At 38.7% G+C, this 24,277-nt stretch carries 24 protein-coding genes; 23 read left to right on the top strand and 1 reads right to left on the bottom strand.

The features are described from left to right. Nucleotides 1-16 precede the first annotated feature (16 nt). The 3 genes from OZX60_05410 to OZX60_05400 are packed head-to-tail and all read left to right on the top strand — an operon-like array spanning nt 17 to nt 3,397. On the top strand, nt 17-2,305 hold the full coding sequence (locus tag OZX60_05410; protein WEV44875.1) for a glycoside hydrolase family 65 protein: 2,289 nt from the start codon (nt 17-19) through the stop codon (nt 2,303-2,305). 43 nt (nt 2,306-2,348) lie between these two features. Next, nucleotides 2,349-3,017 (top strand): beta-phosphoglucomutase, encoded by a 669-nt coding sequence (gene pgmB, locus OZX60_05405; GenBank protein WEV44874.1) that lies wholly within the window; start codon nt 2,349-2,351, stop codon nt 3,015-3,017. A gap of 35 nt (nt 3,018-3,052) precedes the next feature. Then, nucleotides 3,053-3,397, top strand: a complete 345-nt coding sequence (locus tag OZX60_05400; protein WEV44873.1) for an arsenate reductase family protein — start codon at nt 3,053-3,055, stop codon at nt 3,395-3,397. A 35-nt stretch (nt 3,398-3,432) separates the two neighbouring features. Here OZX60_05400 and OZX60_05395 read toward each other — a convergent pair whose 3' ends face one another. Then, nucleotides 3,433-4,260: an exodeoxyribonuclease III gene (locus OZX60_05395; protein WEV44872.1), complete on the bottom strand. Its 828-nt coding sequence runs from the start codon at nt 4,258-4,260 to the stop codon at nt 3,433-3,435. Nucleotides 4,261-4,361: 101 nt separating this feature from the next. Between OZX60_05395 and metG the strand changes: the two genes are divergently transcribed. From metG to OZX60_05295, 20 genes are all read left to right on the top strand, one after another. Further along, nucleotides 4,362-6,365, top strand: coding sequence for a methionine--tRNA ligase (gene metG / locus OZX60_05390; GenBank protein ID WEV44871.1), 2,004 nt, complete (start codon nt 4,362-4,364; stop codon nt 6,363-6,365). A gap of 3 nt (nt 6,366-6,368) precedes the next feature. Next, nucleotides 6,369-6,608: a DUF2829 domain-containing protein gene (locus OZX60_05385; protein ID WEV44870.1), complete on the top strand. Its 240-nt coding sequence runs from the start codon at nt 6,369-6,371 to the stop codon at nt 6,606-6,608. Continuing rightward, a complete protein-coding gene (locus OZX60_05380; GenBank protein ID WEV44869.1) occupies nt 6,601-7,317 on the top strand; it encodes a 3-oxoacyl-ACP reductase in 717 nt (238 codons plus the stop codon). Before OZX60_05385 ends, OZX60_05380 begins: the two co-directional genes overlap by 8 nt. Before the next feature lie 251 nt (nt 7,318-7,568). Next, entirely contained in the window at nt 7,569-8,609 is a 1,041-nt protein-coding gene (locus OZX60_05375; GenBank protein WEV44868.1) for a PhnD/SsuA/transferrin family substrate-binding protein, read from the top strand. 85 nt (nt 8,610-8,694) lie between these two features. Next, entirely contained in the window at nt 8,695-9,453 is a 759-nt protein-coding gene (gene phnC / locus OZX60_05370) for a phosphonate ABC transporter ATP-binding protein (protein WEV44867.1), read from the top strand. Next, nucleotides 9,440-10,261, top strand: coding sequence for a phosphonate ABC transporter, permease protein PhnE (gene phnE, locus OZX60_05365; GenBank protein ID WEV44866.1), 822 nt, complete (start codon nt 9,440-9,442; stop codon nt 10,259-10,261). Before phnC ends, phnE (OZX60_05365) begins: the two co-directional genes overlap by 14 nt. Nucleotides 10,262-10,280: 19 nt before the next feature. After that, on the top strand, nt 10,281-11,105 hold the full coding sequence (gene phnE / locus OZX60_05360) for a phosphonate ABC transporter, permease protein PhnE (GenBank protein ID WEV44865.1): 825 nt from the start codon (nt 10,281-10,283) through the stop codon (nt 11,103-11,105). Between the two features lie 132 nt (nt 11,106-11,237). After that, nucleotides 11,238-12,188, top strand: a complete 951-nt coding sequence (manA, locus tag OZX60_05355) for a mannose-6-phosphate isomerase, class I (GenBank protein ID WEV44864.1) — start codon at nt 11,238-11,240, stop codon at nt 12,186-12,188. Nucleotides 12,189-12,342: 154 nt separating this feature from the next. Then, on the top strand, nt 12,343-15,462 hold the full coding sequence (locus tag OZX60_05350; protein WEV44863.1) for a DEAD/DEAH box helicase: 3,120 nt from the start codon (nt 12,343-12,345) through the stop codon (nt 15,460-15,462). A 55-nt stretch (nt 15,463-15,517) separates the two neighbouring features. After that, nucleotides 15,518-16,183, top strand: coding sequence for a hypothetical protein (locus OZX60_05345; GenBank protein WEV44862.1), 666 nt, complete (start codon nt 15,518-15,520; stop codon nt 16,181-16,183). 25 nt (nt 16,184-16,208) lie between these two features. Next, nucleotides 16,209-17,540, top strand: coding sequence for a UDP-N-acetylmuramate--L-alanine ligase (gene murC, locus OZX60_05340; GenBank protein ID WEV44861.1), 1,332 nt, complete (start codon nt 16,209-16,211; stop codon nt 17,538-17,540). Nucleotides 17,541-17,781: 241 nt separating this feature from the next. Continuing rightward, nucleotides 17,782-18,357, top strand: a complete 576-nt coding sequence (gene liaF, locus OZX60_05335) for a cell wall-active antibiotics response protein LiaF (GenBank protein ID WEV44860.1) — start codon at nt 17,782-17,784, stop codon at nt 18,355-18,357. Beyond that, nucleotides 18,354-19,340 (top strand): sensor histidine kinase, encoded by a 987-nt coding sequence (locus OZX60_05330; GenBank protein WEV44859.1) that lies wholly within the window; start codon nt 18,354-18,356, stop codon nt 19,338-19,340. The genes liaF and OZX60_05330 overlap by 4 nt, the downstream gene beginning before the upstream one ends. Beyond that, on the top strand, nt 19,315-19,944 hold the full coding sequence (locus OZX60_05325) for a response regulator transcription factor (GenBank protein ID WEV44858.1): 630 nt from the start codon (nt 19,315-19,317) through the stop codon (nt 19,942-19,944). The genes OZX60_05330 and OZX60_05325 overlap by 26 nt, the downstream gene beginning before the upstream one ends. Nucleotides 19,945-20,022: 78 nt before the next feature. Then, nucleotides 20,023-20,823, top strand: a complete 801-nt coding sequence (locus OZX60_05320) for a Cof-type HAD-IIB family hydrolase (protein ID WEV44857.1) — start codon at nt 20,023-20,025, stop codon at nt 20,821-20,823. A gap of 12 nt (nt 20,824-20,835) precedes the next feature. Continuing rightward, nucleotides 20,836-21,477 (top strand): peptidylprolyl isomerase, encoded by a 642-nt coding sequence (locus OZX60_05315; protein WEV44856.1) that lies wholly within the window; start codon nt 20,836-20,838, stop codon nt 21,475-21,477. Next, nucleotides 21,444-21,854: a CvfD/Ygs/GSP13 family RNA-binding post-transcriptional regulator gene (locus OZX60_05310; GenBank protein WEV45888.1), complete on the top strand. Its 411-nt coding sequence runs from the start codon at nt 21,444-21,446 to the stop codon at nt 21,852-21,854. Before OZX60_05315 ends, OZX60_05310 begins: the two co-directional genes overlap by 34 nt. Nucleotides 21,855-21,872: 18 nt before the next feature. Further along, nucleotides 21,873-22,469, top strand: a complete 597-nt coding sequence (locus tag OZX60_05305; GenBank protein ID WEV44855.1) for a TVP38/TMEM64 family protein — start codon at nt 21,873-21,875, stop codon at nt 22,467-22,469. Between the two features lie 80 nt (nt 22,470-22,549). Further along, on the top strand, nt 22,550-23,785 hold the full coding sequence (locus OZX60_05300) for an FtsW/RodA/SpoVE family cell cycle protein (GenBank protein ID WEV44854.1): 1,236 nt from the start codon (nt 22,550-22,552) through the stop codon (nt 23,783-23,785). Nucleotides 23,786-23,939: 154 nt separating this feature from the next. After that, nucleotides 23,940-24,248 carry a PTS sugar transporter subunit IIB gene (locus tag OZX60_05295; protein ID WEV44853.1) on the top strand — a complete coding sequence of 103 codons (309 nt, stop codon included), beginning with the start codon at nt 23,940-23,942 and terminating at the stop codon, nt 24,246-24,248. Nucleotides 24,249-24,277: the final 29 nt, after the last annotated feature.

The raw sequence follows: 24,277 nt of genomic DNA, 5'->3' as shown, positions 1-24,277 counted from the left end.
ATTTAAGGAGGGGCTTATGAAAGAGATCAAGGGAATAATGGAGGTAAAACCGTGGGATGTGAGTTCAAGGAGGATTGAAAAGACCAGGAGAAGACTTCAGGAAAGTTTGACCTCGATTGGTAACGGTTACATGGGGATGAGGGGGAATTTTTCTGAAAAATACTCAGGAGACATGCACCAAGGAACTTACATTGGAGGGGTCTGGTTTCCTGATAAAACACGGGTTGGTTGGTGGAAAAATGGTTATCCAGAGTATTTTGGTAAGGCCATTAATGCCTTAAATTTTAGCAAGCTAAACCTACTTATTGATGGTCATGAAATTGATCTTTATAAGGACTCCTTGGATGATTTTTCCCTTAATCTTGATTTAAAGAAGGGAATCTTATCTTATAGCTATATTTTTTCAGGCCTTAGAATTAGTGTTGAACGATTCTTTTCTTTAGCAACCAAGGAATTTGCAAGTTTTGCCTTTAATTTTGAGGTTGTTGATGACAGGGAACATGATCTTAAGCTTGAAAGTTCAATCGATGGTGATGTGACAAATGAGGATTCAAACTATGAAGAGAGCTTCTGGCAGATTCTTGGTCTTGGAAGTGAGGGTAGGAGTTCTTGGCTGGCTACAGAAACCAAGGAAAATCCTTTTGGAATTGAACAATTTACCGTGATTGCCAGTCAAAGTTACCAGGGAGATTTTACCCTAACTAGGCAGGATAGCAAGGAAAAAGAGGTGGTTGATTATTTTGCCCAAAAAATTTTTCCTGGAGAAAGTCTTGTTTTTGAAAAAAGGGTTGTCCTAACAACTAGCAGGGATTACAAAAACTTTAATGATAATCTACTAGCCAATAAGGCAATCAGTCAAAAAATCAACCAGGTCAGTTATGATCAACATTATGAAGACCAAGTCAAGGCTTGGGAGGAGCGCTGGCGGCATGCTGATGTGACCATTAAGGCTTCTGATGATAGGGCCCAACAGGGTATTCGCTTCAATCTCTTTCAACTTTTTTCTACTTATTACGGGGATGATGACCGTTTAAATATTGGTCCCAAAGGTTTTACCGGTGAAAAATACGGGGGAGCAACCTACTGGGATACAGAAGCCTACGCCATTCCCCTCTATCTTTCACTAGCAGATGAAAAGGTAAGCCTTAATCTTTTAAAATACCGGAGGAGGCAACTTGAGGAAGCCAAGCATAATGCGCGGATGCAGGGACTTGCTGGTGCCCTTTATCCGATGGTTACCTTTAACGGGGTTGAGTGCCACAATGAATGGGAAATAACCTTTGAAGAAATTCACAGGAATGGTGCCATTGCCTATGCTATTTATAATTACAGTAATTATACTGGAGATGAAAATTATTTGGCCCATGAAGGTCTTGAGGTATTGGTTGAAATCTCACGCTTTTGGGCAGATAGGGTCCACTATTCTAAGAGAAAAGACTGCTACATGATTCACGGAGTAACAGGACCCAATGAATACGAAAATAATGTTAATAACAACTGGTATACCAATACCTTGGCCCGCTGGGTTTTAAGCTATACCATGGAAGCCCTTGATAAGTATCCGAGGCCAGATCTTGCAGTAGAGCCTGGTGAGCTTGAAAAGTGGCAGGATATTATTGAAAAAATGTATCTGCCTTCTGATGAAGATTTAGGTATTTTTGTGCAGCATGATACTTTTTTAGACAAGGATTTACGTCCGGTATCAGCCCTTGATCCAAAGGATTTACCCCTTAATCAAAATTGGTCTTGGGATAAAATACTAAGAAGTCCTTTTATTAAGCAGGCCGATGTGCTGCAAGGAATTTACTTTTTTGGTAATAAGTACAGCCTGGAGGAAAAAAGAAGGAACTTTGCCTTCTATGAGCCTATGACAGTCCATGAAAGTTCTTTGAGCCCTTCAATTCATAGTATTTTAGCGGCTGAACTTGGCATGGAAGAAAAAGCCCTCCAAATGTATGAACGGACAGCCAGGCTTGATCTTGATAACTTTAATAATGACACAGAAGATGGCCTTCATATAACCTCAATGACTGGTTCTTGGTTGGCCATTGTACAAGGTTTTGCCCAAATGAAGACCTGGGAGGGAAGACTGTCCTTTGCTCCTTTCTTACCAGCTGGCTGGGAGGGATATTTCTTCCACATCAACTACCGGGGGCGTCTTTTAAAGGTTGAGATTGCTGAAGATTTAAGACTTAGTCTTTTAGGCGGTGAACCCTTAGAACTTGAGTTATATGGTGAAAAGATTTTCCTTGAGGATTATTATAAGACTGAGCTAAGAGAAAATTTGAATAATAAAGAGGGTTAATAAAGAAGGTTAGTAAAGAGGGTTAGTAAAGAGGGTTAAAATTATGTTTGAAGGTGTATTGTTTGATTTAGACGGGGTCATTACCGACACGGCCCACTACCATTATTTAGCCTGGAAGGAGCTTGCTGATAGGCTGGGAATTAAGATTGACGAGGATTTTAATGAAGAACTAAAGGGCATATCAAGGGAGGATTCCCTAAGGCTTATCTTAAAAAGAGCTGGCCTGGAAAATTCCGTTTCTCCTGAAGAATTTAAAAAGCTTACCTGGGAGAAGAATGAGATTTATGTAAGCCTGATTGAACAAATTGGGCCTAAGGATGTCTATCCTGGCATTCTCCCTCTTTTAAAGGATTTAAAGAAAAATAATTTTAAGATTGCCCTAGCTTCTGCCAGTAAAAATGGTCCTGTCCTTCTTGCCAAAATGAATCTCCTTTCTTATTTTGATGCCATTGCAGATCCTAATAAAATTGCTGCTGGAAAACCTGCGCCTGATATTTTTCTTGAAGCAGCAAGGGGCCTTGGAATCCAGGCGAGTATGGCCATTGGTATTGAAGATGCTAAGGCAGGTATTGAAGCCATCAAAAAATCTGGTGCCCTTCCTCTAGGTGTTGGAAATTCTAAAAATTTAGGGTATGATATTCCTATTGTCGCAAGTACAAGCGACTTGAACTTAGAATTTTTAAAGAAAACCTGGCTAGAATACAGGTCATAATGGATGACTTGTTAGGACGGCTGATAGGAGAAGACATGTATACATTTTATTGCTATAGCAAATGCTCAACCTGTAAAAAGGCAGAAAAAGACCTCAAGGATCTTGGAATTGACTATAAAAAAATAGATCTTAAGGAAAATCCACCAACTAGCGAAACAATTGAAGCTTGGATCAAGGAAAGTGGTCTGGATAAGAAAAAGTTTTTCAATACCAGCGGAATGAAATACCGGGAACTTGGGCTTAAAGACAAGGTGGCTGCCATGTCTATTGAGGAAGCCAGTAAACTTCTTGCCAGTGACGGGATGCTTATTAAAAGGCCAATCCTTCTTGAAGGAGATAAGGTCGAACAAATTGGCTACCGCAAGGCCTATGAATTATAAAAAAGCTAGGATATGTCCTAGCTTTTTGCTTTTTACTAAAGATTAATTTCAAGGATTACTGGAGTGTGGTCCTGCCTATCACCACTATTAATCATAGCTGATTCTTCAACCTTATCAGCCAGACGATTGCTGACAAGCCAGTAGTCAATTCTCCAACCAGAATTATTGATTTTGCTGGTCTTGCTCCTTTGGGCCCACCAAGTATATTGGTCTGGAATATTTCCATGAAGGTACCTGAAGGTGTCGGTAAAACCAGCAGCTAAAAGACTTGTAAATTTAGTCCTTTCTTCAATTGTGAAACCGGCTGATTTTCTATTGCTGGCAGGATTTTTAAGGTCAATTTCTTCGTGGGCTACATTAAAATCCCCGCAGGCCAGAACCGGCTTATCCTTGTCCAGCCCTTGAAGGTAGGCCCTGTAGTGGTCATCCCAAATTTCACGTTCAGGTAGACGTTTGAGATCAGTTCCAGCATTGGGTGTGTAAACCTCTGTCAGGTAGAAATTATCAAATTCAAGGGTGATAATTCGCCCTTCATCATCCATGGTTGAAGGGGCTCCAATTTGAGGGAAATGAGCCTTTGGTTGAAGTTCTTTTTTATAAAGGAACATGGTACCAGAGTATCCCTTGCGGGCAGGTTCATGACTAGATGACCAGACAATTTCATAGTCTGGGAAAAGTTCATTTAAAATTTTAAGGTGTTGCTTGGTGGGACCGGTATCCTTTAATTTGGTTTCCTGAAGACCTAAAACATCAGGCTTCATTTGGGCAATATCTTCTAAGACCCCAAAGGTCATTTTTCCGCGGTCAGAACTAGCAGTAAGCCCTGCATTTAAGGAATCAATATTCCATGATATAAGTTTCATTTATAGTCATCCATTTCATTTTTTAATATCCCCACAATTATAACAAAAATTAGTCTGGGATTGTGTTATAATGGATTCAAAATGATTTTTTTGGAGGGAACATGACAAACAAAACATACTATATAACAACTCCTATTTACTACCCATCAGGGAAGTTACATATCGGGAATGCCTGCTCAACTGTACTTTGCGACATCTTGGCTCGTTATAAACGTTTAATGGGCTTTGACGTCTTCTACTCAACAGGGACAGACGAACACGGGCAAAAAATTGAACAAAAAGCCCTTGAACAAGGAATCTCGCCTCAGGAATATGTGGACGGTATGGCTAAAGGAATGCAAGACCTTTGGAAACTGCTAGAAATCACAAATGACCGTTTCATTCGTACAACTGACGCTGACCACGAAGAAGTGGTAGGAAAAGTTTTCGAACAACTTCTGGCTCAAGGTGACATCTACCTGGGTGAATATGAAGGATGGTACTCAGTATCAGACGAAGAATACTTTACTGAGAGCCAACTGGCTGAAGTCTTCCGCGATGAAAATGGAAAAATTATCGGTGGTATTGCCCCAAGCGGAAATGAAGTTGAACTAGTAAAAGAAGAGTCTTACTTCTTTAAAATGAGCAAGTATGCTGACCGTCTGCTTGAATACTATGAGGAAAATCCTAACTTCATTACACCAGAATTCCGTAAGAATGAGATGATCAACAACTTCATTAAACCAGGACTTGAAGATCTTGCGGTTACCCGTACTTCATACTCTTGGGGTGTTAAGGTACCAAGTAATCCTAAACACGTGGTTTACGTGTGGATTGATGCCCTTTTAAACTACATCACTGTTCTTGGCTACGGTACTGAAAACGACGAAAACTTCAAGAAATTCTGGCCAGCTGATGTCCACATGATTGCTAAAGAAATCGCCCGTTTCCACACTATTTACTGGCCAATCATGCTCATGGCTCTAGATCTTCCTCTTCCAAAAATGGTTCTAGCTCACGGATGGCTAGTCATGAAAGATGGAAAAATGTCTAAGTCTAAAGGAAATGTAGTATACCCAGAAATGCTTGTTGAGCGTTACGGCCTAGATGCCCTTCGCTATTATTTAGCTCGTGCTATAACTCTTGAAAACGACGGACAGTTTACACCAGAAGACTTCATCGACCGCATCAACTATGATCTAGCAAACGACCTTGGAAACCTTCTTAACCGTACAATCGCCATGATCAACAAATATGATGGTGGAATAATCCCTGAATACAAGGGAGATGTTACTGACTTTGACGGACAACTTCGTGAAGTAGCAACTCAAGCTATCGCTGACTACCATGCAGCCATGGATCGTAATGAGTTCTCACAAGCCCTTGATGCTGTTTGGGTGCTTATCCGCCGTGCCAACAAGTACATCGATGAAACTGCTCCTTGGGTGCTAGCTAAAGATGAATCTAAAAAGGCTGAACTTGATTCAGTAATGGTTCACCTGGCTGAAAGCCTACGTATTGCAGCCCTTCTTCTTCAACCAATTCTTACTCACGCTCCAAGAAAAATCTTTGAGCAACTGGGTCTTGAATTTGAAGAAAACTATGAAAACCTAGCATTCGGTAAAATCCCAGCCAACTCAACTGTAGTTGCTAAGGGAACACCAATCTTCCCACGTCTCGATGCAGCTGAAGAAGTAGAATACATCAAGGATCAAATGCGCGCAGGCCTGCCATCTAAAACTGAGGAAGAAGATGTTTTCGTACCCGAAGATACAAAACTTGTTTCAGCCAAAGAGAAAAGGGTTAAGTTCGAAGACTTCGACGCAGTAGAAATCAAGACTGCTGAAGTTATCGCAGTAGAGCCTGTTGAAGGGTCTGACAAACTGCTTAAATTCCGCCTGGATGCAGGAGACGAGGGCCACCGCCAAATCCTTTCAGGAATTGCTAAATATTATCCAAATCCAGAAGAATTAGTTGGTAAGAAACTACAAATCGTAGCCAATTTAAAACCACGTAAGATGATGGGTCATATCTCTCAAGGGATGATTCTTTCAGCTGAAGACGCTGACGGAAGTCTTCGCCTGGTTGAAGCACCAGACGTGGCAAACGGATCGATTGTAGGTTAAGCTATGACTTTTGAAGAAATTCTACCGGATTTAAAGGCCGGTCAAAAGTTTGTCCGTACAGGCTGGGGTGGAGCTGAAAACTTCGTCAAGCTCTATGACAGCATCACTCTGGAAACCGGGGAAAAACTTACCGTTACCCCCTACTTCCTAATCAATGTTACAGGTGAGGGTGAAGGCTACTCAATGTGGTCACCAACTCCCTGTGACGTCCTAGCAACAGACTGGGTTCTTGTCAATGACTAAGAATGTTCAAAAAAATGTGCTCGTAACAGGAGCAGCAAGTGGAATAGGCAGGGCTCAGGTCGCTGCCTTTCTTGCTGAGGGCTATAAGGTCTACGGGCTGGATAAAAATCTGGCAGATCTCGTTCACGAAAACTTTGTCTTCCACCAGCTTGATGTAACCACAGGGGAACTTGAAGATCTAGTTGGAAGGCTTCCAGCAATCGACATCCTCTGCAATACGGCAGGGGTTCTGGATGCCTATAAACCCCTTTTAGAGCAAACAGAAATGGAGTTCGCACAAGTCTTTGAGGTCAACTTCTTGGCTGCAGTCCGCCTGACCCGGGCCATCCTGCCCGGCATGATTGACAGGAAGTCTGGTGTAATCATCAATATGGCAAGTATCGCAAGCCTGGTTGCAGGTGGTGGGGGCGCTGCCTACACGTCAAGTAAGCATGCCCTAGCTGGCTTCACCAAGCAGCTGGCCCTCGATTATGCCCGGTCTGGCGTTCAAATCTTCGGGATTGCCCCAGGAGCCATCCAGACGGGTATGACAGTAGAAGACTTTGCTGGAGACGGTAAAATGGCCCAGTGGGTGGCTGATGAAACACCCGTGGGCCGCTGGGCCCAGCCTCAAGAGGTGGCTGATCTAACCATCTTTTTAGCATCGGGCAAAGCCAGCTATATGCATGGCAATATTATCCCAATTGATGGCGGCTGGTTGCTTAAATAAGTTAGATAAGAAATTTTACTAGAAATACTCAGGTTAAATAATTTTTAAAAAAATATAAATTATGTAATTATTTTGTAAGAATGTATGGAAATATTTCTGAAAATAGATGGTTGTATAAATTCTAATATAATAGTAAAATGTAATAGCCGAATGATAAGTTTAATTTAAGGAATATAAATATGTAATTTTTTAATTACAAAATTAACTTAACTAGCAAATTTTTACGAGGAAATAGGAGAAAGTTTTTTAAAATGAAAGCTAAAAAATTGTTTACAACAGGTGCAGTTTTTGCCTTAGCAGCATCACTACTAGTTGGTTGTGGATCAAAATCATCTGATAGTTCAAAGGACGAGTCTAAGATTGATGACCTATCAATTATGTTTGTACCATCAAAGAATCCTGATGATATTGTTGCGGCAACTGGTCCTTTAAGTGGTCTACTTAAAGATGAGCTTGCTAAAGAAGGTGTCGAAGTGAAAAACGTTGACATTTCTGTTGGAACAAGTTACGAAGCTGTTGGAGAAGCCCTAAGTGCTGGAACTGCGGATGTTGGTTTTGGGGTTTCTGGAGGAACTTATGCTCTTTATAAGGACGATACAGATGTAATCTTAACTGCAACTCGTGCTGGCCTAAACAAAGATAGCGATAATGCAAAAGACTGGAATGACGGTAAACCAACTGAAGCAACTGACAAACAGGCTAAATCATATCGTTCACTTATCATTGCTGGACCATCTAAAAAAGGTCAAGAGTTAGCTAAAAAGGTTAACAGCGGTGAAAAATTAACTTGGGACGATTTAAATAGTGCCAACTGGGGAGTTTCATCAACAACTTCATCAGCAGGATACATCTACCCATCATTATGGTTAAATGAAAATGTTAACCACAGCGTTGGAGATTTAAGTTCAAAAGTTCAAAATGATTCATATGGATCAGGACTTGCTCGTCTAGCTTCAGGACAAATCGACGTTTTACCAATCTATGCAGATGCAAGACGTGACTTTGCTAAAGCTTGGACAGAAGAGTACGGAAAATCAGATATCTGGACTGAAACAAATGTAATTGGTGTAACTGAGCCTATTTACAATGACGCAATCATCGTTTCTAAAAAATCTGACAAGATGACTGATAAAGTTAAGGGAGCTCTTCAAAATGCTTTAATCAACCTTGCGAAAACTGATGAGGGTAAAAAAGTAATCAAAGTTTACTCACATGAAGGTTATGAAAAAGCAACTGATGAAGACTACCAAAGTGATATTAAAATTCAGAAACTATTAAAATCTGAAAAGTAAGTGAGTAATATAAAAAATAGGGCCGGAGCATCTTGCTCAGCCTATTTTTTAGGTAATTATTAAAGAAGAGAGTGAGTAATCATAAATGATTGAAATGAAAAATGTCTCAAAGGTTTATCCAAATGGGACGGTTGGTTTAGATAATATTAACCTAGAAATTGAACAGGGTGAATTTGTTGCTATCATTGGAACAAGTGGGGCTGGTAAATCAACTTTAATCAGAACCATCAACCGTTTAACTGATATAACTGATGGAAGCTTAACAGTCAACGGGGTTGATATTTCAAAACTTAAAAGAAAAGAATTAAGGAAATTTAGACGCTCTGTTGGAATGATTTTCCAATCATACAACCTAGTACCAAGGATTTCTGTTATTAAAAATGTTTTGAATGCGCGTGTAGCTGACATGAGTTTCTTAAACGTTCTTTTTGCAAGATTTTCAAAAAAAGACAAGGAACTTGCGCTTGAGTCACTTAACCGTGTGGGAATTCTTGATAAGGCCTTTGTAAGGACTGACGAGCTTTCTGGTGGTCAACAACAACGTGTATCTCTTGCGAGAACTCTTGCTCAAGACTCTCAAATTCTTTTAGCCGATGAGCCTGTAGCAGCCCTTGACCCAGTAACTGCAAATGAAGTTATGGACAACTTCAAAAAAATTAACCAAGAACTTAATAAGACAGTTCTAATTAATATTCACCACGTGGACTTGGCCCTTAAATATGCAGACCGTATTATTGCTATCCGTAAGGGTAAAATTGTCTTTGATGGACCAAGTTCAGAAGTTACCCAAGATATTTTAGATGAAATTTACCAAAAAGAGGAAGTAAAAAATGGCCAAGCATAAAAGTATCCTTCCGGAAAAGGAGTGGGTTCTTGAAGATGGAACAGTGGTTGTAGAAAAGAGGTCTTATACCTTCTTATACACCCTTCTATTTTTAGCCCTCCTTGTTTTTTCAGTTCATATTGTAAACTTTAATTTTTCAAAGGTTTTTAAAAATCTTTACAAATTTGTTGATATTCTAGTATCAATGTTTCCACCAAACTGGAGCTACTTTTCAGCCATTATGAAACCCTTGGCTGATACCATCAAAATGAGTTTTATCGGCTCACTTCTAGGAAGCCTACTGGCTGTACCTTTTGCCTTCCTAGCTGCCAGCAATATTGTGGAGAATAAATTAATCAATGGTCTCGTAAGAATGGTCTTTACAGCACTTAGAACCCTTCCTTCCCTTGTAACAGCTCTAATTGCTACTTACATTTGGGGACTTGGGACTTTTGCTGGAACTGTTGCCATTTTCCTATTTTCTTTCAGCTACATTGGAAAACAATTGTTTGAGCAGATTGAAACCGTTGATATGGGTGCCTTTGAGGCTCTTGAGGCTCTTGGAAGTAGCAGAAGTAAGGCTGTTGTGGCAACTATCTTCCCGCAACTGATGCCTATTTATATTTCAACCTCACTTTATAACTTTGAAGGTAACGTTCGTTACGCTGCCATTCTTGGATATGTGGGAGCTGGTGGTATCGGTGTAATCCTTAATGAAAATATTGGATGGCGTGAATACAGCAATGTAGGTATGGTTCTAATCGTCCTCTTTGTGACAGTTGCCATCATCGAGCAAATCAGTCAGTTTGTTCGTAAAAAATTAACATAGGTTGGTTGAAGGAGAAAAAATGGAAACAAATAAAAAAAATAATTCAATTAGCGCTGTGTTAAGCCAGGAAAAAAGTTCAAAGAGATACTTGTTATTAATTTTATTAATAATTGTAGCCCTCTTTGTCTGGTCTCTGTCAGTTATTCAGATTAAACCCTTATCAAAAGAAGGGGTTGTTATTGCCAAGAATATTTTTTCAGGGATCATTAATCCAGACCTTGATTTCTTGATCAACTTTACTAAAAAAGGAGTTCCTTATCTTTTAGTTGAAACAATTGCAATCGCTGTTCTTGGAACTCTCTTTGGATCAATTTTAGCCCTACCGATTGCCTTTCTTTCGGCTAAAAACATTGTCCCTAAACCTTTAGCTCTTGTTATGCGTGGTCTTAATATGGCCATTAGAACAGTTCCATCATTTGTTTATGGGCTTATGTTCATTCGTGTTACAGGACCTGGAGCGTCAGCTGGTGTTCTTACATTAGCCCTTGTATCGATTGGGATGATTGCTAAAATGTTTACTGAAACAATTGAGGATTTGGACCAGGGAATTCTTGAATCTCTTGAGGCTTCGGGTGCTTCTACCTTTGAAAAAATCCGCTTCGGAGTTATCCCGCAGCTTAAACCTGACTTTTTATCTCTTCTTTTATATCGTTTTGATATGAACCTAAGGGATGCGACCATCCTTGGTCTAGTAGGAGCAGGTGGTATTGGAGCTCCGCTGATTTTTGCCATGAATGCTTACCGCTGGAAGCAGGTTGGTGCCATTCTAATCGGTTTATTCCTTCTAATTTTCCTAGTAGAAATCTTCTCTTCTAAAATTAGAAAAAAATTACTGCACGGATAAAATAAAAAAGTTAGTTCTTTCTTGGAGAACTAGCTTTTTTTGTAGAAATTGTGATAAAAATAATTTAGTCTTTGTAAACTAGCTAAAACAAATGTTATAATGAAAGCGATAACAAAATTAAAGGAGACTATTATGTCAGAACCGTTGTTTTTAAGGGCTGCCCTCCAAGAAAAAATTTGGGGCGGGCAAAGATTGGAAGAATTTGGTCTAGATTTACCTTCTAATAAGGTAGGAGAGGCTTGGTCTATTTCGGCCCATCAAAATGGTTTATCAGTCATTGAAAATGGAGAATTTAAGGGCCTAAGTTTGGACCTTTTATATAAGGAAAGACCGGATCTTTTTGGTCAACCCAAGGATTCAGTCTTTCCTCTTTTAACTAAAATTTTAGATGCCAATGAATGGCTAAGTGTTCAGGTTCATCCAGATGATGATTATGGTTTACGAGTTGAAGGTGAACTTGGTAAAACAGAATGCTGGTACATTATTGATGCTCTTCCTGGAGCTGAGATTATCTATGGCCACAATGCTCAAAGTAAAGAAGAATTGGAAACTATGCTTGAAGGCGGGAAGTGGGAGAGCCTCCTAAGGAAGGTTCCAGTTAAGAAGGGGGACTTTTTCTTTGTGCCAGCAGGAACTGTTCATGCTATAGGCCCTGGAATTTTAATTCTTGAAACCCAGCAATCAAGTGATACTACCTATAGGTTATATGATTTCGACCGGGCTGATGATAATGGTAATTTAAGGGAGCTCCACCTGGATAAGGCCCTTGATGTAATAACTGTTCCAGCCCTTGAAAATTCCTTGCAAGCCAATGTTTCAATCTATCCAGATGGTCAAATTACAAGTCTTTTGGAATCAGAGTTTTTTGATGTTGAGAAATGGGATGTTGCAGGAGAGATGACCTTCATCCAGAAGAGCCCCTACAGTCTAGTAACCGTCCTTGAAGGATCGGGTCAATTGGAACTTGAAGGAACTAGTTATCCTTTGGCTAAGGGTCAAAGTTTCATTTTGCCAAATGATATTAAAAAGTGGCAAATATCTGGCGAATTAACCCTTTTAGCAAGCTCAATTTCTAATAAATAAAAAATTAAAGGGAGGTTATAGACTTCTCTTTTTTTCATGGAAAAAAGATGATAATTTGTTAGGCAAAGTTAAGGTTAAGCTAATGATGGCAAGTTTTCCAGGTATATGGTATAATATCCACAATTAAAAATGGGTTTATCAAAGGGTGTAAAACATGAGTAGAATGATGCCTGCTTACATTAGAGCAGAAGGTATAGAATTATATGAAAATCATAAGGTAACAGACGTCAACTTGGGCGACATGGTCTTGTCGGCTAATGTCGATGGGGAGCTTGTTAGCTATGATTTGGACGGAGAAAATGACTTTTGTAGTTGTCAGGTTTTTGCAAGCAAAAAATACTGCCAGCATATAGCTGCCATTGAAGAATATTTAAAACAAGATCAAAAATCAAACAGTTCCAACCAAATTTTGGAAATGGCTGAAAGAACTCAAAAGTTTAATCAGGAGCTAAGTTTTGGTTCTAATTTCCTAAAGGAAATCAATGAAATTGATGATGACTATGAGGATAGTCTTAGTCTTGGTGTTGAAATTTTTGAGACGGCTTCATCCAGTCAATTTTTAAATCACGGTGATGGTTTGGCCCTTACCATTAAAATTAGAGCAGCCAAGGCCAGCAGGTCCTACATAGTCAAAGATATTCCTCATTTTTTATCTATTGTAGAAAAAAATGAGCTCTACCAGCTGGGTAAGGACTATCTGGTAAGGCTTAACATTAGTAATTTTGATGAAAGTTCCCAGGACTTCATTCGTCTTCTTATAAAATTATCACCGGCTGAGGTATTTATTGAAAACGAGACCTATCAAAAAAATGGTCGTTTTTTAGTATTACCGTTTGGAAGTCTAGAGACTATTCTTGATCAGGCCTATCTTTTACAAGACTTCAAATTAACTATCAGCTCCCGTGATTTACCCTTCTTTTCATTCTTAGACCTTGACGGTGAGGCCAAGTTATTTACCTTTAAGATTGAACCCCAAGACGATAATATAAGCCTTAAATTAAGCAAAAAGGATTTTAAAGAGTTTTACAGTGGTAAGGTCATTAATTTTGAAAATTATTTTTATCTCCTAAGTATTGAGCAGGTAAAATTAGTTGAGCGGATTAATAAAATAATTGATCGGGACTTAAAATCAGGAATTGAGCCTAGGATAATTTTTGACTACAAGGACAAGGATCAATTATCCATGGCCCTTGAGAGGCTAGAGACCATTGGAGAGGTCAAGGCCAATAAATCCTTTAGGATTCATAAGTTTAAACCTATTTTCTACTTTGATTTATCAAATCGCCTTGATTTGTCGCTAGTTTTCGACTATGGTGATTTCGAGGTAACCAGTTTAAAGGAACTTGAAGAACTTGATTTTTCAAGGGACCTCCTAATGGAGAAGAAAATTTTCACCTGCATGACCAATCTTGGTTTTCCAAGAGGCTTCAAATCATCTCAAATTCGCCCCCTAAATGATAAGTTATATGAATTTTTTACTAAAACAATTCCAGAATTTGAGTTATTAGGCCAGGTCGTCTTATCTCCAGCCCTTAAAAATCTAAGAGTTGAGGCAAGTGATGATCTTGAAATATCAACCAGCGGAAACCTACTTGATATCAAATTTGATTTTTCAGATATTGATGATAGCGAACTTGAAAAGGTAATTAAAAGGCTTAGAAATAATGAAGACCACTATGTAACGGACTCTGGTAAGATTCTTCTATTTAATAAGAAGAAGTTTAAGCCAATAAGAGAGGTTTTAACTGAGCTGGGTGATTCCCTTGCTACCAAAGACGGCAAGTTAACTCTTCCAGTTTATAGAACCTTCCAGGTGGCCCGAATCTTTGAAGGTGTCGAATCTGTAAAATACTCCAAAGAGTTTAAAAATCTCTACCAGGACTTGACCCATCCAGAGGAGTTTCCCTTTGATCTTCCTGAGGAAATTAATGCCGAATTAAGGCCCTATCAGGTAGACGGGGTTAAATGGATGAAGATGTTAACCAGTCATCACATGGGAGGAATTCTTGCTGATGATATGGGACTTGGAAAAACCTTGCAAGCAATTACTTATTTGGCCTCAAGCATGCAAGATGGTAACAGGTCTTTAATTGTTGCGCCGTCTAGTTTAATTTACAACTGGGAAAGTGAGTTTAAAAAATTTGCTCCCCATATTAATCTTGTAGTTGTCGAGGGAAATAAAAAGGTCAGGGAGCAGATAATAGCTGATGACCATCAGGTTTATGTTACAAGCTATGGATCTTTTCTTAAGGATTTACAAGCCTACCAGGAAAGGGAGCTTACCTTCCTTTTAATGGACGAGGCTCAGACTGTTAAAAATGCTCAAAGTAAGACCAATAAGGCCTTATCTCAATTAAAGGTCGATACGGTCTTTGCCCTAAGTGGAACTCCTATTGAAAATCGTCTTGATGAAATGTGGGCCCTCTTTAATATTGTGATGCCTGGGCTTTTTGGAGACAAGAAGAAATTCATTAAAACATCTTCTGAAAATATAGCAAGGGCTATTAAGCCGTTTATTATGCGCCGGAAGAAGGATGAGGTTCTTAAAGAGCTACCTGATAAACTTGAAATGGTTCATTATAGTGAGCTTTTAGAGGAACAAAAGGTTATTTACCTAGCCCAACTTCAGACCATGCAGGATAAAATTCGGTCCATGGATAAAAGTGAATTTAACCGTAATAAGATTGAGATTTTATCAGGAATTACAAGATTGAGGCAGATTTGTGATACCCCAGCTCTCTTTATGCCTGACTATGAAGGAAGTAGCGGAAAACTGGAGCTTTTAACCAATCTTTTAGAGCAGATCAAAGAAAATGGTCACAGGCCCTTAATCTTCTCCCAATTCACTAAAATGTTTGACTACATTGAAGAGGGAATGAAAAAAGTTGGTCTTTCAAGCTATAAACTTACAGGGGCTACGCCAGCAAAAGACAGACTTCATATGGTTGAGGCCTTTAATGCTGGAAGTCGAGATGCTTTTTTGATATCTTTAAAGGCAGGAGGGACTGGTCTTAATTTAACCAGTGCTGACGTTGTGATCCTAGTTGACCTTTGGTGGAATCCATCAGTTGAAGAGCAAGCTATTTCTAGGGCCCATAGGATGGGGCAAAAGAGTACTGTTGAGGTAATTCGTTTGGTCACTCGAGGTACCATTGAAGAGAAGATTCAAGAGATTCAAAGTAAAAAACAAGATTTGATAACAACTGTTCTTGATGGAGGTCTATCAAATCGTAATATTACAGAAGATGAGATAATGGAAATTCTTGGCTTATAGCTTTAAATGGCGGTTGTTTTAGGCTATAATTAAAGGGTAGAAAAGGAACAACAGCATGAGAGAAAAAAAGAATAAAGTTCAATTTCCTTGTATTCCAGATGATGTCCTCTTAGAAATTGATGACAGAGTCCTATATACAAATGATGAACTTTTAACCAGTAAAAAAAATCAGTGGTCAGAGGTGGAGGAGCTTGACTACTTTCCCAGACCCAACAGGGCGAAGTATCAGAAATCAAGTGACACTTTTACATCGCCTACTAAAAAGGAGAAGGGGAGAGTTAGAACCCAGGAAGTAAAACTTCCGACTCCAGCTTCTAGGAAAAAATCATATCAGGCTCCTGAAAGGCCTAAAGGATATGTTTATCCAACTGACCGCATGTCTAATATTGGAAATTCAGGTTTTAGCCAGCGTCCCTTGGGTGCAGGTAATAATACCAAAACAGTCAAGGCCTGGAGCCAACTTCCTCTGCCTGTTACTGTAGAGGTTAAAAACCCTTTGGAAAATAAGTTCGAAAGACCTGGAACGATAAGCTCCCGTGTTCTTTCATCAAACATTCCTCAAAATAAACATACAAGTAGCCCCAGAAATTTTGATACCTTAGCCCAGGACTCAAGGGCTATTCAAGAAGGAAAGAAGAAAAAAGAGTCAATTTCTAAGGGCCTTGGAAAAGATTATTTTGAAAGAAAAAGACAAACTCTTTTTGAAAGAGGAAGTTATTAAAAAAAGTATTTAAGAAGGAAAAAAAATGTCAAAAACGTATCACTTTATTGGAATTAAAGGCGCTGGGATGAGCGCACTTGCATTATTATTAAATCAACTAGGAGAAAGTGTCCAAGGAAGCGATAGCACTGATTATTACTTCACACAGCGCGGTTTAGAGTTGGCTAATATTAAGATTCTGCCTTTTGCTGAAAAAAATATTACTGCAGATACTGAACTTATCGCTGGAAATGCCTTCCATGCTAATAATAATGTTGAAGTTGCTTATGCTGAAAAGAACGGTTTTAAATATAAAAGATATCATGAGTTCCTAGGAGAATTTATGAGACGTTTTACAAGTATTGGTGTGGCAGGAGCCCACGGTAAAACTAGTACAACTGGACTTTTATCACATGTCTTACACAATATAAGTGATGCTAGCTATTTGATTGGTGATGGAACTGGTCATGGAAATGCTGACAGTGAATACTTTGTTTTTGAAAGTGATGAGTATGAACGTCATTTCATGCCTTACCATCCTGAATATTCAATTATTACTAATGTAGACTTTGATCATCCGGACTACTTTACAGGAGTTGAAGATGTTTATTCTGCATTTGAAGATTATGCTAATCAAGTAACAAAAGGTGTTTTTGCCTACGGGGAAGATGAATACCTAAGAAGACTTAAAACTAAGGCGCCGCTTTACTTCTATGGTTTCGAAGACAATGATGACTACTTGGCTAAAAATGTAAAAAGAGCAACTGATGGTTCAACCTTTGATGCTTATTTCAGGGGAGAATTTCTTGGAACCTTCGAGGTACCAACTTACGGTAAACATAATATCTTAAATGCCTTAGCAGTGGTTGCAGTTTGTCACAATATTGGTCTAGATCTTGAAGAGGTCAAAAAAGACATGAAGACCTTCACAGGTGTTAAACGTAGGTTTACAGAAAAGATGGTCAATGAACACATAATTATTGATGATTTTGCCCATCATCCAACAGAGATTGAAGCTACAATTGATGCAGCCCGTCAAAAGTACCCAGACCGTGAAATTGTTGCTGTCTTCCAACCTCATACTTTTACAAGGACAATTGCCTTAATTGATGACTTTGCTAAAAGTTTAAATCTAGCTGATTCAGTTTATCTGGCTGAAATTTATGGAAGTGCCAGGGAAGCAGACCACGGAGATGTTAAGGTAGCAGACCTTGCTGCAAAAATTGATAAGCCAGCGCAGGTGATTTCGGTTGATAATGTTTCACCTCTACTTAATCATGAAAATGCCGTTTATGTTTTCATGGGAGCAGGAGATATTCAAAAGTATGAATATGCCTTTGAAAAATTATTAGGTCAATTGACTAATAATGTGCAATAAGAAAGGCTCGCTTTATTAGCGAGCTTTTTTTAAAAGATAAATATTTATTGACTAATTTTTTTGACGATATTTAAATATCAGTCAATAGACTCAGGAAAAAGGAAAGTATTTTTGGTAGAATGATTATATGAAGACCAGATTATTTATAATTTCAGAGCTAATATTTTTAATTGCGGGCCTAATAACCTTAGTTAAGGAGCCGATATTTTCAGTCTGTCTAATTTTGGCTGTTGTCACGGGCATGCTTTTATCAAAGTTTGATTGGTTTATTTTTAAGGTGACCCTTACAGTTTTAGGACTTATTATGACTATTTTTGTCCTTGAAAATTTCTTCTTTTGGTTGGCTTTAATCTTAGGGGTTATTGCCATCGTCTATTTTGTAAAGGTACCCAAGAAGCAGCAAAATTTTGATATGATTGACACCTATTATGACGAGTGGGATGAGCGAGTTTTTACCAAGGAAAGTCTTGATTTTTCTAAGCTTTCTAATGAAGAACTTTACCGCTTTGATGATATCAATATGATAAAGGCTGTGAGTGATGATGTAATTGACCTTGAACGGACCAATTTTAGGCAGGACGAGAATGTTGTAATCCTTAGAAAATTTATGGGTGATACCAAGATAATTGTTCCTAAGGGAATGGCTGTATCAGTTGATTACTCAAGTCTTAAAGGAACGGCCAACCTATTTGGTGACAGATCCAATTTAAGCAAGGAGCGAATCAGATACTACTCAGATGATTTTTCAGAGAATACCAGACACCTTAAAATATGCGTTGATGTTTTTGTTGGTGACTTAACGGTGATTTGCCTATGATGAAACAGTCAGTTTTTAAGACCTTTTTCTATGGTTTTTTTGCGGGTCTAGTTTCAATCTTGATTGTTATCTATACTCTATCAATCACTTCTAGAGGCTTTTACCAGGTTTTGGTCAGCCACTGGCGGGCCTCTTGGATTATTTTTTCCGTTAGTGCCATTTTGAGTTTAACCTTTACAATCTATAATTACGTTGGTCAAAGAAGGATTGTTCGCAGCTTCAATAAGGATGTCAGCCAGGCCCTAAGGGGAGAGGTAACGGATAACAATGATTTAAACAATCTTACCTTAAGAATTAGGAGTTTAACCAATCAGCTTCAGGAGGCAAGTAGGGAAGATACTGTCAGGCAGGTTGATATCGTGACTGAGGAGCGCAAGCGTATTTCAAGGGAGCTCCATGATTCAGTCAGCCAGCAACTCTTTGCTGCAACGATGATTTTATCAGGGGTTGTCGGCAATAAAAATTTGAGTGCTGAGCAGATGACAACCCAGGCAAAGCTTGTGCTTAAAATTTTGCATGAGGCCCAGAATGAAATGCGGGCCCTTTTACTCCATTTGCGACCGGTTGAACTTAATGGTAAATCCTTAATTGACGGGATTACAGGCCTGGTTGATGAGCTTCAAGCTAAGATATCAGGTAAAATATCTTGGGTCTATGACCCTGATATAAAACTTTCAAAAACGGTCGAGGATAATATTTTTAGGATAATGCAGGAACTCTTAAGCAATGCCCTAAGACATTCCAAGGCTCAAAAGATTGATATCTCGCTAGTTTCAAGGGGAAAATCAGTTATTTTAAGGGTTGAAGACGACGGAGTAGGTTTTGACACCAAGGAAACAAAAGCAGCAAGTTACGGTTTGAAAAATATAAGGGAAAGGTCGGTACTTCTTGGCGGGGAGGCAAAAATTATTAGTGCACCCAACCAAGGTACAAGTATAGAGATAAGGATTCCACAAAATGAGCATAAAGGTAGTGATAGTTGATGACCATGAGATGGTTAGATTAGGACTTTCAAGTTTTTTAAATATTCAAGATGATATTGAGGTAGTCGCAGAAGCTTCTGACGGGACTATTGGCGTGGAGTACGCTAAAAAATATAATCCAGACGTTATTTTAATGGATCTTGTCATGGACGAGATGGACGGGATAGAAGCCAGCCAGACAATTCTTGCTGAAAATCCTCAGGCAAAAATTTTAATCCTGACCAGCTTTTTAGATGATGAGAAGGTCTTTCCAGCTCTTGCTGCTGGGGCCAAGGGTTATATTCTAAAGACTTCTCAGGCAGATGAAATTGCTGAATCGATTAGAAAGATATATTCTGGTGAGGATGTTTTAAGTGAAAGTGTCCGTCAAAAAATCTATGAAAAAAATCATAGGGCACCTGAGCTTTATGATGATCTAACAGCCAGAGAGCTTGAGGTCCTTCGTGAGCTCAGTAAAGGTCTTAGTAATCAGGAGATTGCAGATACCCTTTTTATTAGCTTAAAGACTGTTAAAACCCATGTTTCAAATATTCTAGCAAAACTTGAGGTAGATGATCGGACACAGGCCGTAATCTATGCCCTCCAGCATGGCCTAGCTGGCTAGATTCTTTATTTTAGTTGGATTTTTTTCTATAATTAAGACGAGAAAGTAAGTTTTATAATATAGAAAAGGTGGATACTTATGGAAGACTTATTAAAGCGGGCACAAGGTATAAAGATTATTTTCTTTGACATCGATGACACTCTTAGGGTAAAGGATAGTGGATTTATTCCAACATCGATCACAGATGTCTTTAGGCGACTAAAGGAAAAGGGAATCCTGACTGGTATTGCAACTGGTAGGAGTTTTACTGGGGTTGTTCCAGAAATTCGTGCCCTCAAGCCAGATTTTTTTGTTACAATTAATGGTAGCCATGCTCAGGATAAAGACCAGAAGGTTATTTACAAGAACCCCTTTTCAAGGGAGCTAATTGAAGAAATTATCGCTTGGGCTAAGGGTGAGCAAATTGACTATGCCTTTGTTGCCAATGACCGAGTTCTTATTAATAAATGGGGCCAGTTAGCCGAAGAGGCAATTATGCCAATTTATGGTAGAATTAAAGAGGACGAAGACTACTACAAAAAAGATGACATCTATCAGATGTTGACCATAACTGAGCGAGATGTAGATGATAGTCTACCAGGTAACCTTAAGGACAAGGTACGTCTAGTTAGGTGGCATGAATATAGTAGTGATATTGTTCCCTATCTTGGAAGTAAGGCCCTAGGAGTATCTAAGGTTCTTGAAAGCTTAGGCCTTACCAGGGAGAATCTTTTGGTCTTTGGTGATGGTTTAAATGACCGAGAAATCTTTGATTATGCTGGGATTTCAGTGGCCATGGAAGTATCTCACCCTGACCTTAAAAAACGAGCAAGCATGGTAACATCAACTGTTGAAGCTGATGGTATTAAAAAGGCTCTAGAGCAATTAGAAATTATTTAAGAAGGAAACAAAATGACAAATACAAATTATCCACAGGTTGATATTCAAAATGCACCTGGACAAATCGCAATTATTAAAACAAATCAAGGTGACATGAAGGTAAAACTATTTACAGATCTTGCACCAAAAACAGTTAAAAACTTTGTTGAGCTAGCAAAAGAAGGATATTATGACGGAATCATTTTCCACCGCATCATTTCTGACTTCATGATTCAAGGTGGGGACCCAACTGGTACAGGTATGGGTGGAGAAAGCATTTACGGAGCTAAATTTGAAGATGAGTTTTCAAATAAGGTCTTTAATGTCCGCGGTGCCCTTTCAATGGCCAATGCTGGACCAAACACAAATGGCAGCCAGTTCTTTATCGTTCAAAATGAACACATGGCTTATTCTAAAGATGTTCTTGTTAATGGTGGATGGCCTGAAGAAATTGCAGAACTTTATACTGGCGGAGGAACACCTCACCTAGATGGCCGTCACACAGTTTTTGGTCACCTATATGACGAAGCTTCTTATAAGACTCTTGATAAGATTGCAAGTGTTCCAACAGGTTTCCAAGATAAGCCAGTTGATGATGTAGTTATAAACAAAATTGAAATCGTTAACGATGCTGACGGAAAATTCATCGACAACTCAAAAGTAAAAAAAAACTAAAGATAGGTGATGTAGTTGAGGCTACAATTACTGGGATTCAAACCTATGGTGCCTTTGTAAAGTTTTCAAATAACTGCCACGGCCTAATTCATATTTCAGAAATTAAGTCGGGCTATACAAAAAATATCATGGATACAGTGACTCTTGGCCAGGAGGTGAAGGCACAGATTATTGATATTGATGAGTATACAGGAAAAGTTAGCTTATCCCTTAGGACCTTAGAGGAGAAGCCCCAGTTGCACCACAATAAAAAGAAAAGAAGATACAAGCAAAAGCACAATCAACCTGGTTTTACAAGTCTAGCCAATCAACTTGATAAGTGGGTTGAAGAGAACACAGAATATTTAAAGGGTCAGGGTAAGGTGAATCATCAATAAGAGAATTTGGAGGAAAGTTTGAAAAGTGTAGAATACAGGCAACATGTTGTCAAGGTAATTTCAATTGTAGCTATCTTAGGCTCACTTCTTCTGGGTTATTATCTCTATAGGCTGGGCATCTTCAATAGCGATAACATTATTAAGTCAACAGCTAACGACCATCCCTTTTTAGGGGCTCTGTTAATAATTGGCCTGCAAATCATCCAAGTGGTGGTGTCCTTTCTACCTTCAGGTATCCTTTGTGCCTCTGCTGTCTTAATTTATGGTCCTATTCAAGGTTTTTTCTACAATTACCTGGGAATAGTCATTGGAAGTATCATCTTGTTTTATCTAGGACGGGAGTTTGGTAAGCCCTTTGTTCAGACCTTTGTCTCAGATAAAACCTATAATAAATATGTATCTAAGGTTGACCAGGGAGAAAAATTTGATAAGTTCTTCTTTTGGGCTATCTTTGCTCCCTTGGCACCTGACGATGTTTTGGTTTTAATTGCTAGTCAGACCAGAATGACCTATAAGTTTTTTATTAAATCAATTTTAATAGGTAAAATATTTGGTGTGGGTATTTACAGCTACGCATGGACATCAGGTCTTGAGTGGTTGCAAAAACTCCTTTAAAATAACCAGTAAAAAGGCAGATTGCCTTTTTCTTTGCCCTTAAAATAGTGTATAATATTTTAAGTTGAAAGGATTTACTGATGAAAAATAATAAAAAATCTTTAGATTTAAGAATTGATTATGCACTAATACTACCAGTCCTCCTCCTTTTAATTATAGGACTTGGATCAATATATATAGCCATAAGTCATGATCACCCCACGCAAGCTGCAAGACTAGTCACCCAGCAGGGTATTTGGGCCATGCTTGGTGTAGCTGTAGCAGTGGTGGTCATGCATTTTAATTCCAAATACTTGTGGAAGATGACCCCTCTTTTTTATCTCTTAGGGATTGCTCTTATGATAATGCCACTTGTTTTTTATGATAACGCAGTGGTTGCGGCAACTGGGGCCAAAAACTGGGTATCTTACCACGGAAAAACCTACTTTCAACCATCAGAATTGATGAAGATATCTTATATCTTGATGATGGCAAGGGTGGTTACCAGCATGCAGGGCCGACTGGATCTAAATAATATAAAGGATTCCTTCAATTTAATTTTTAGACTTTTCCTAGTGACCCTCCCAGTAATTATTCTTTTACAGCTACAAAATGACTTTGGAACCCTGTTGGTTTTTATGGCCATCTATGCGGGTGTTGTCTTTGTTTCTGGAGTTCCCTGGAAGATTATTCTACCGATAGCTCTTGTTGCCATCTTAGTCGGTGGTGGAATCCTTTATTTGACGACTATTGACTGGGGACGCCACTTTTTAATGTCCATGGGAGTTGAAAAGTACCAGCTGCAAAGGATAGATGCCTGGTTCCATCCCTTTGAAAATGCTCAAAGTACAACCTACCAGCAGGCTCAGGGTCAAATATCAATCGGTATCGGTGGTTTATTTGGCTATGGTTTGGATGTGGCAACCATCCCTGTCCCTGTACGGGAAAGTGACATGATCTTTACTGTAATTGCTGAGAATTTTGGTTTTGTTGGTGGAACCCTTTTGATTCTCCTTTACTTTTTCCTAATTTATCAAATGCTGCGGGCGACTTATAAGTCGAATAATCAATTTTATACCTATATCTCAACTGGTATTATTATGATGATTCTCTTCCATGTGTTTGAAAACATTGGGGCAACAATTGGAGTTCTTCCTCTGACAGGTATCCCCCTACCTTTTATATCACAGGGTGGATCTAGTTTGATAAGTAATTTAATTGGTGTTGGTCTGGTCATGTCTATGACTTTCAATCAAACTGATGAAAGTATTGATATTCCAGTTCCTATTGATGAAAATGGTAAAAAAATCTATCGAAGAAGTGGTGTAAGCAAGTAGCTTGCACCTTTTTCTTGTTCTCTTATTTTTAATCTGATATATAACAAAATAAGTGATATTTTTATCAAATAAATTGATAATTTTTTCTCAAAGTGGTAAATTATAGTAGAAGAATAAAAAACGTTTCCCAAGAGGAAATGAGGAGGAAAAAGAAATGTCTACAGTTGTTAATTTATTTTGTTCAGCAGGTATGAGTACATCAATGTTCGCTAAAAAAATGCAGGATGAGGCTAATGCACGTGGTCTTGACTACAAGGTTACAGCTTACGGTCTAGCAGAGGTTGATGACAAAGGTCAAGAAGCTGATGTTATTATGGTTGGCCCACAAGCTCGTTACATCGTTGATGAGGTTGCTAAAAAATTCCCTGAAACTCCAGTAAAAGATATTCCAATGCAAATGTACGGATTAATGCAAGGAGACAAAGGTCTTGATTTTGCCATCGAACTTTTAGAAGCTAAATAAATTAATGAAAAAAAGATTTTAAGGGGATA

Source organism: Streptococcaceae bacterium ESL0687 (assembly GCA_029392475.1).
Lineage (GTDB): Bacteria > Bacillota > Bacilli > Lactobacillales > Streptococcaceae > Floricoccus.
The sequence above is the reverse complement of the archived record's forward strand: the minus strand, read 5'-3'. Positions and strand labels throughout refer to the sequence as shown.

What these genes read in the sequence shown, in the direction of transcription:
- OZX60_05325 (WEV44858.1), top strand. Translation starts at nt 19,315, where the DNA reads ATGAGCATAAAGGTAGTGATAGTTGATGACCATGAGATGGTTAGATTA.
- OZX60_05300 (WEV44854.1), top strand. Translation starts at nt 22,550, where the DNA reads ATGAAAAATAATAAAAAATCTTTAGATTTAAGAATTGATTATGCACTA.
- phnE (WEV44865.1), top strand. Translation starts at nt 10,281, where the DNA reads ATGGAAACAAATAAAAAAAATAATTCAATTAGCGCTGTGTTAAGCCAG.
- phnC (WEV44867.1), top strand. Translation starts at nt 8,695, where the DNA reads ATGATTGAAATGAAAAATGTCTCAAAGGTTTATCCAAATGGGACGGTT.
- manA (WEV44864.1), top strand. Translation starts at nt 11,238, where the DNA reads ATGTCAGAACCGTTGTTTTTAAGGGCTGCCCTCCAAGAAAAAATTTGG.
- OZX60_05375 (WEV44868.1), top strand. Translation starts at nt 7,569, where the DNA reads ATGAAAGCTAAAAAATTGTTTACAACAGGTGCAGTTTTTGCCTTAGCA.
- OZX60_05385 (WEV44870.1), top strand. Translation starts at nt 6,369, where the DNA reads ATGACTTTTGAAGAAATTCTACCGGATTTAAAGGCCGGTCAAAAGTTT.
- pgmB (WEV44874.1), top strand. Translation starts at nt 2,349, where the DNA reads ATGTTTGAAGGTGTATTGTTTGATTTAGACGGGGTCATTACCGACACG.
- OZX60_05400 (WEV44873.1), top strand. Translation starts at nt 3,053, where the DNA reads ATGTATACATTTTATTGCTATAGCAAATGCTCAACCTGTAAAAAGGCA.
- OZX60_05350 (WEV44863.1), top strand. Translation starts at nt 12,343, where the DNA reads ATGAGTAGAATGATGCCTGCTTACATTAGAGCAGAAGGTATAGAATTA.
- OZX60_05380 (WEV44869.1), top strand. Translation starts at nt 6,601, where the DNA reads ATGACTAAGAATGTTCAAAAAAATGTGCTCGTAACAGGAGCAGCAAGT.
- OZX60_05320 (WEV44857.1), top strand. Translation starts at nt 20,023, where the DNA reads ATGGAAGACTTATTAAAGCGGGCACAAGGTATAAAGATTATTTTCTTT.
- OZX60_05295 (WEV44853.1), top strand. Translation starts at nt 23,940, where the DNA reads ATGTCTACAGTTGTTAATTTATTTTGTTCAGCAGGTATGAGTACATCA.
- OZX60_05315 (WEV44856.1), top strand. Translation starts at nt 20,836, where the DNA reads ATGACAAATACAAATTATCCACAGGTTGATATTCAAAATGCACCTGGA.
- OZX60_05410 (WEV44875.1), top strand. Translation starts at nt 17, where the DNA reads ATGAAAGAGATCAAGGGAATAATGGAGGTAAAACCGTGGGATGTGAGT.
- OZX60_05330 (WEV44859.1), top strand. Translation starts at nt 18,354, where the DNA reads ATGATGAAACAGTCAGTTTTTAAGACCTTTTTCTATGGTTTTTTTGCG.
- OZX60_05345 (WEV44862.1), top strand. Translation starts at nt 15,518, where the DNA reads ATGAGAGAAAAAAAGAATAAAGTTCAATTTCCTTGTATTCCAGATGAT.
- metG (WEV44871.1), top strand. Translation starts at nt 4,362, where the DNA reads ATGACAAACAAAACATACTATATAACAACTCCTATTTACTACCCATCA.
- murC (WEV44861.1), top strand. Translation starts at nt 16,209, where the DNA reads ATGTCAAAAACGTATCACTTTATTGGAATTAAAGGCGCTGGGATGAGC.
- OZX60_05395 (WEV44872.1), bottom strand. Translation starts at nt 4,260, where the DNA reads ATGAAACTTATATCATGGAATATTGATTCCTTAAATGCAGGGCTTACT.
- liaF (WEV44860.1), top strand. Translation starts at nt 17,782, where the DNA reads ATGCTTTTATCAAAGTTTGATTGGTTTATTTTTAAGGTGACCCTTACA.
- phnE (WEV44866.1), top strand. Translation starts at nt 9,440, where the DNA reads ATGGCCAAGCATAAAAGTATCCTTCCGGAAAAGGAGTGGGTTCTTGAA.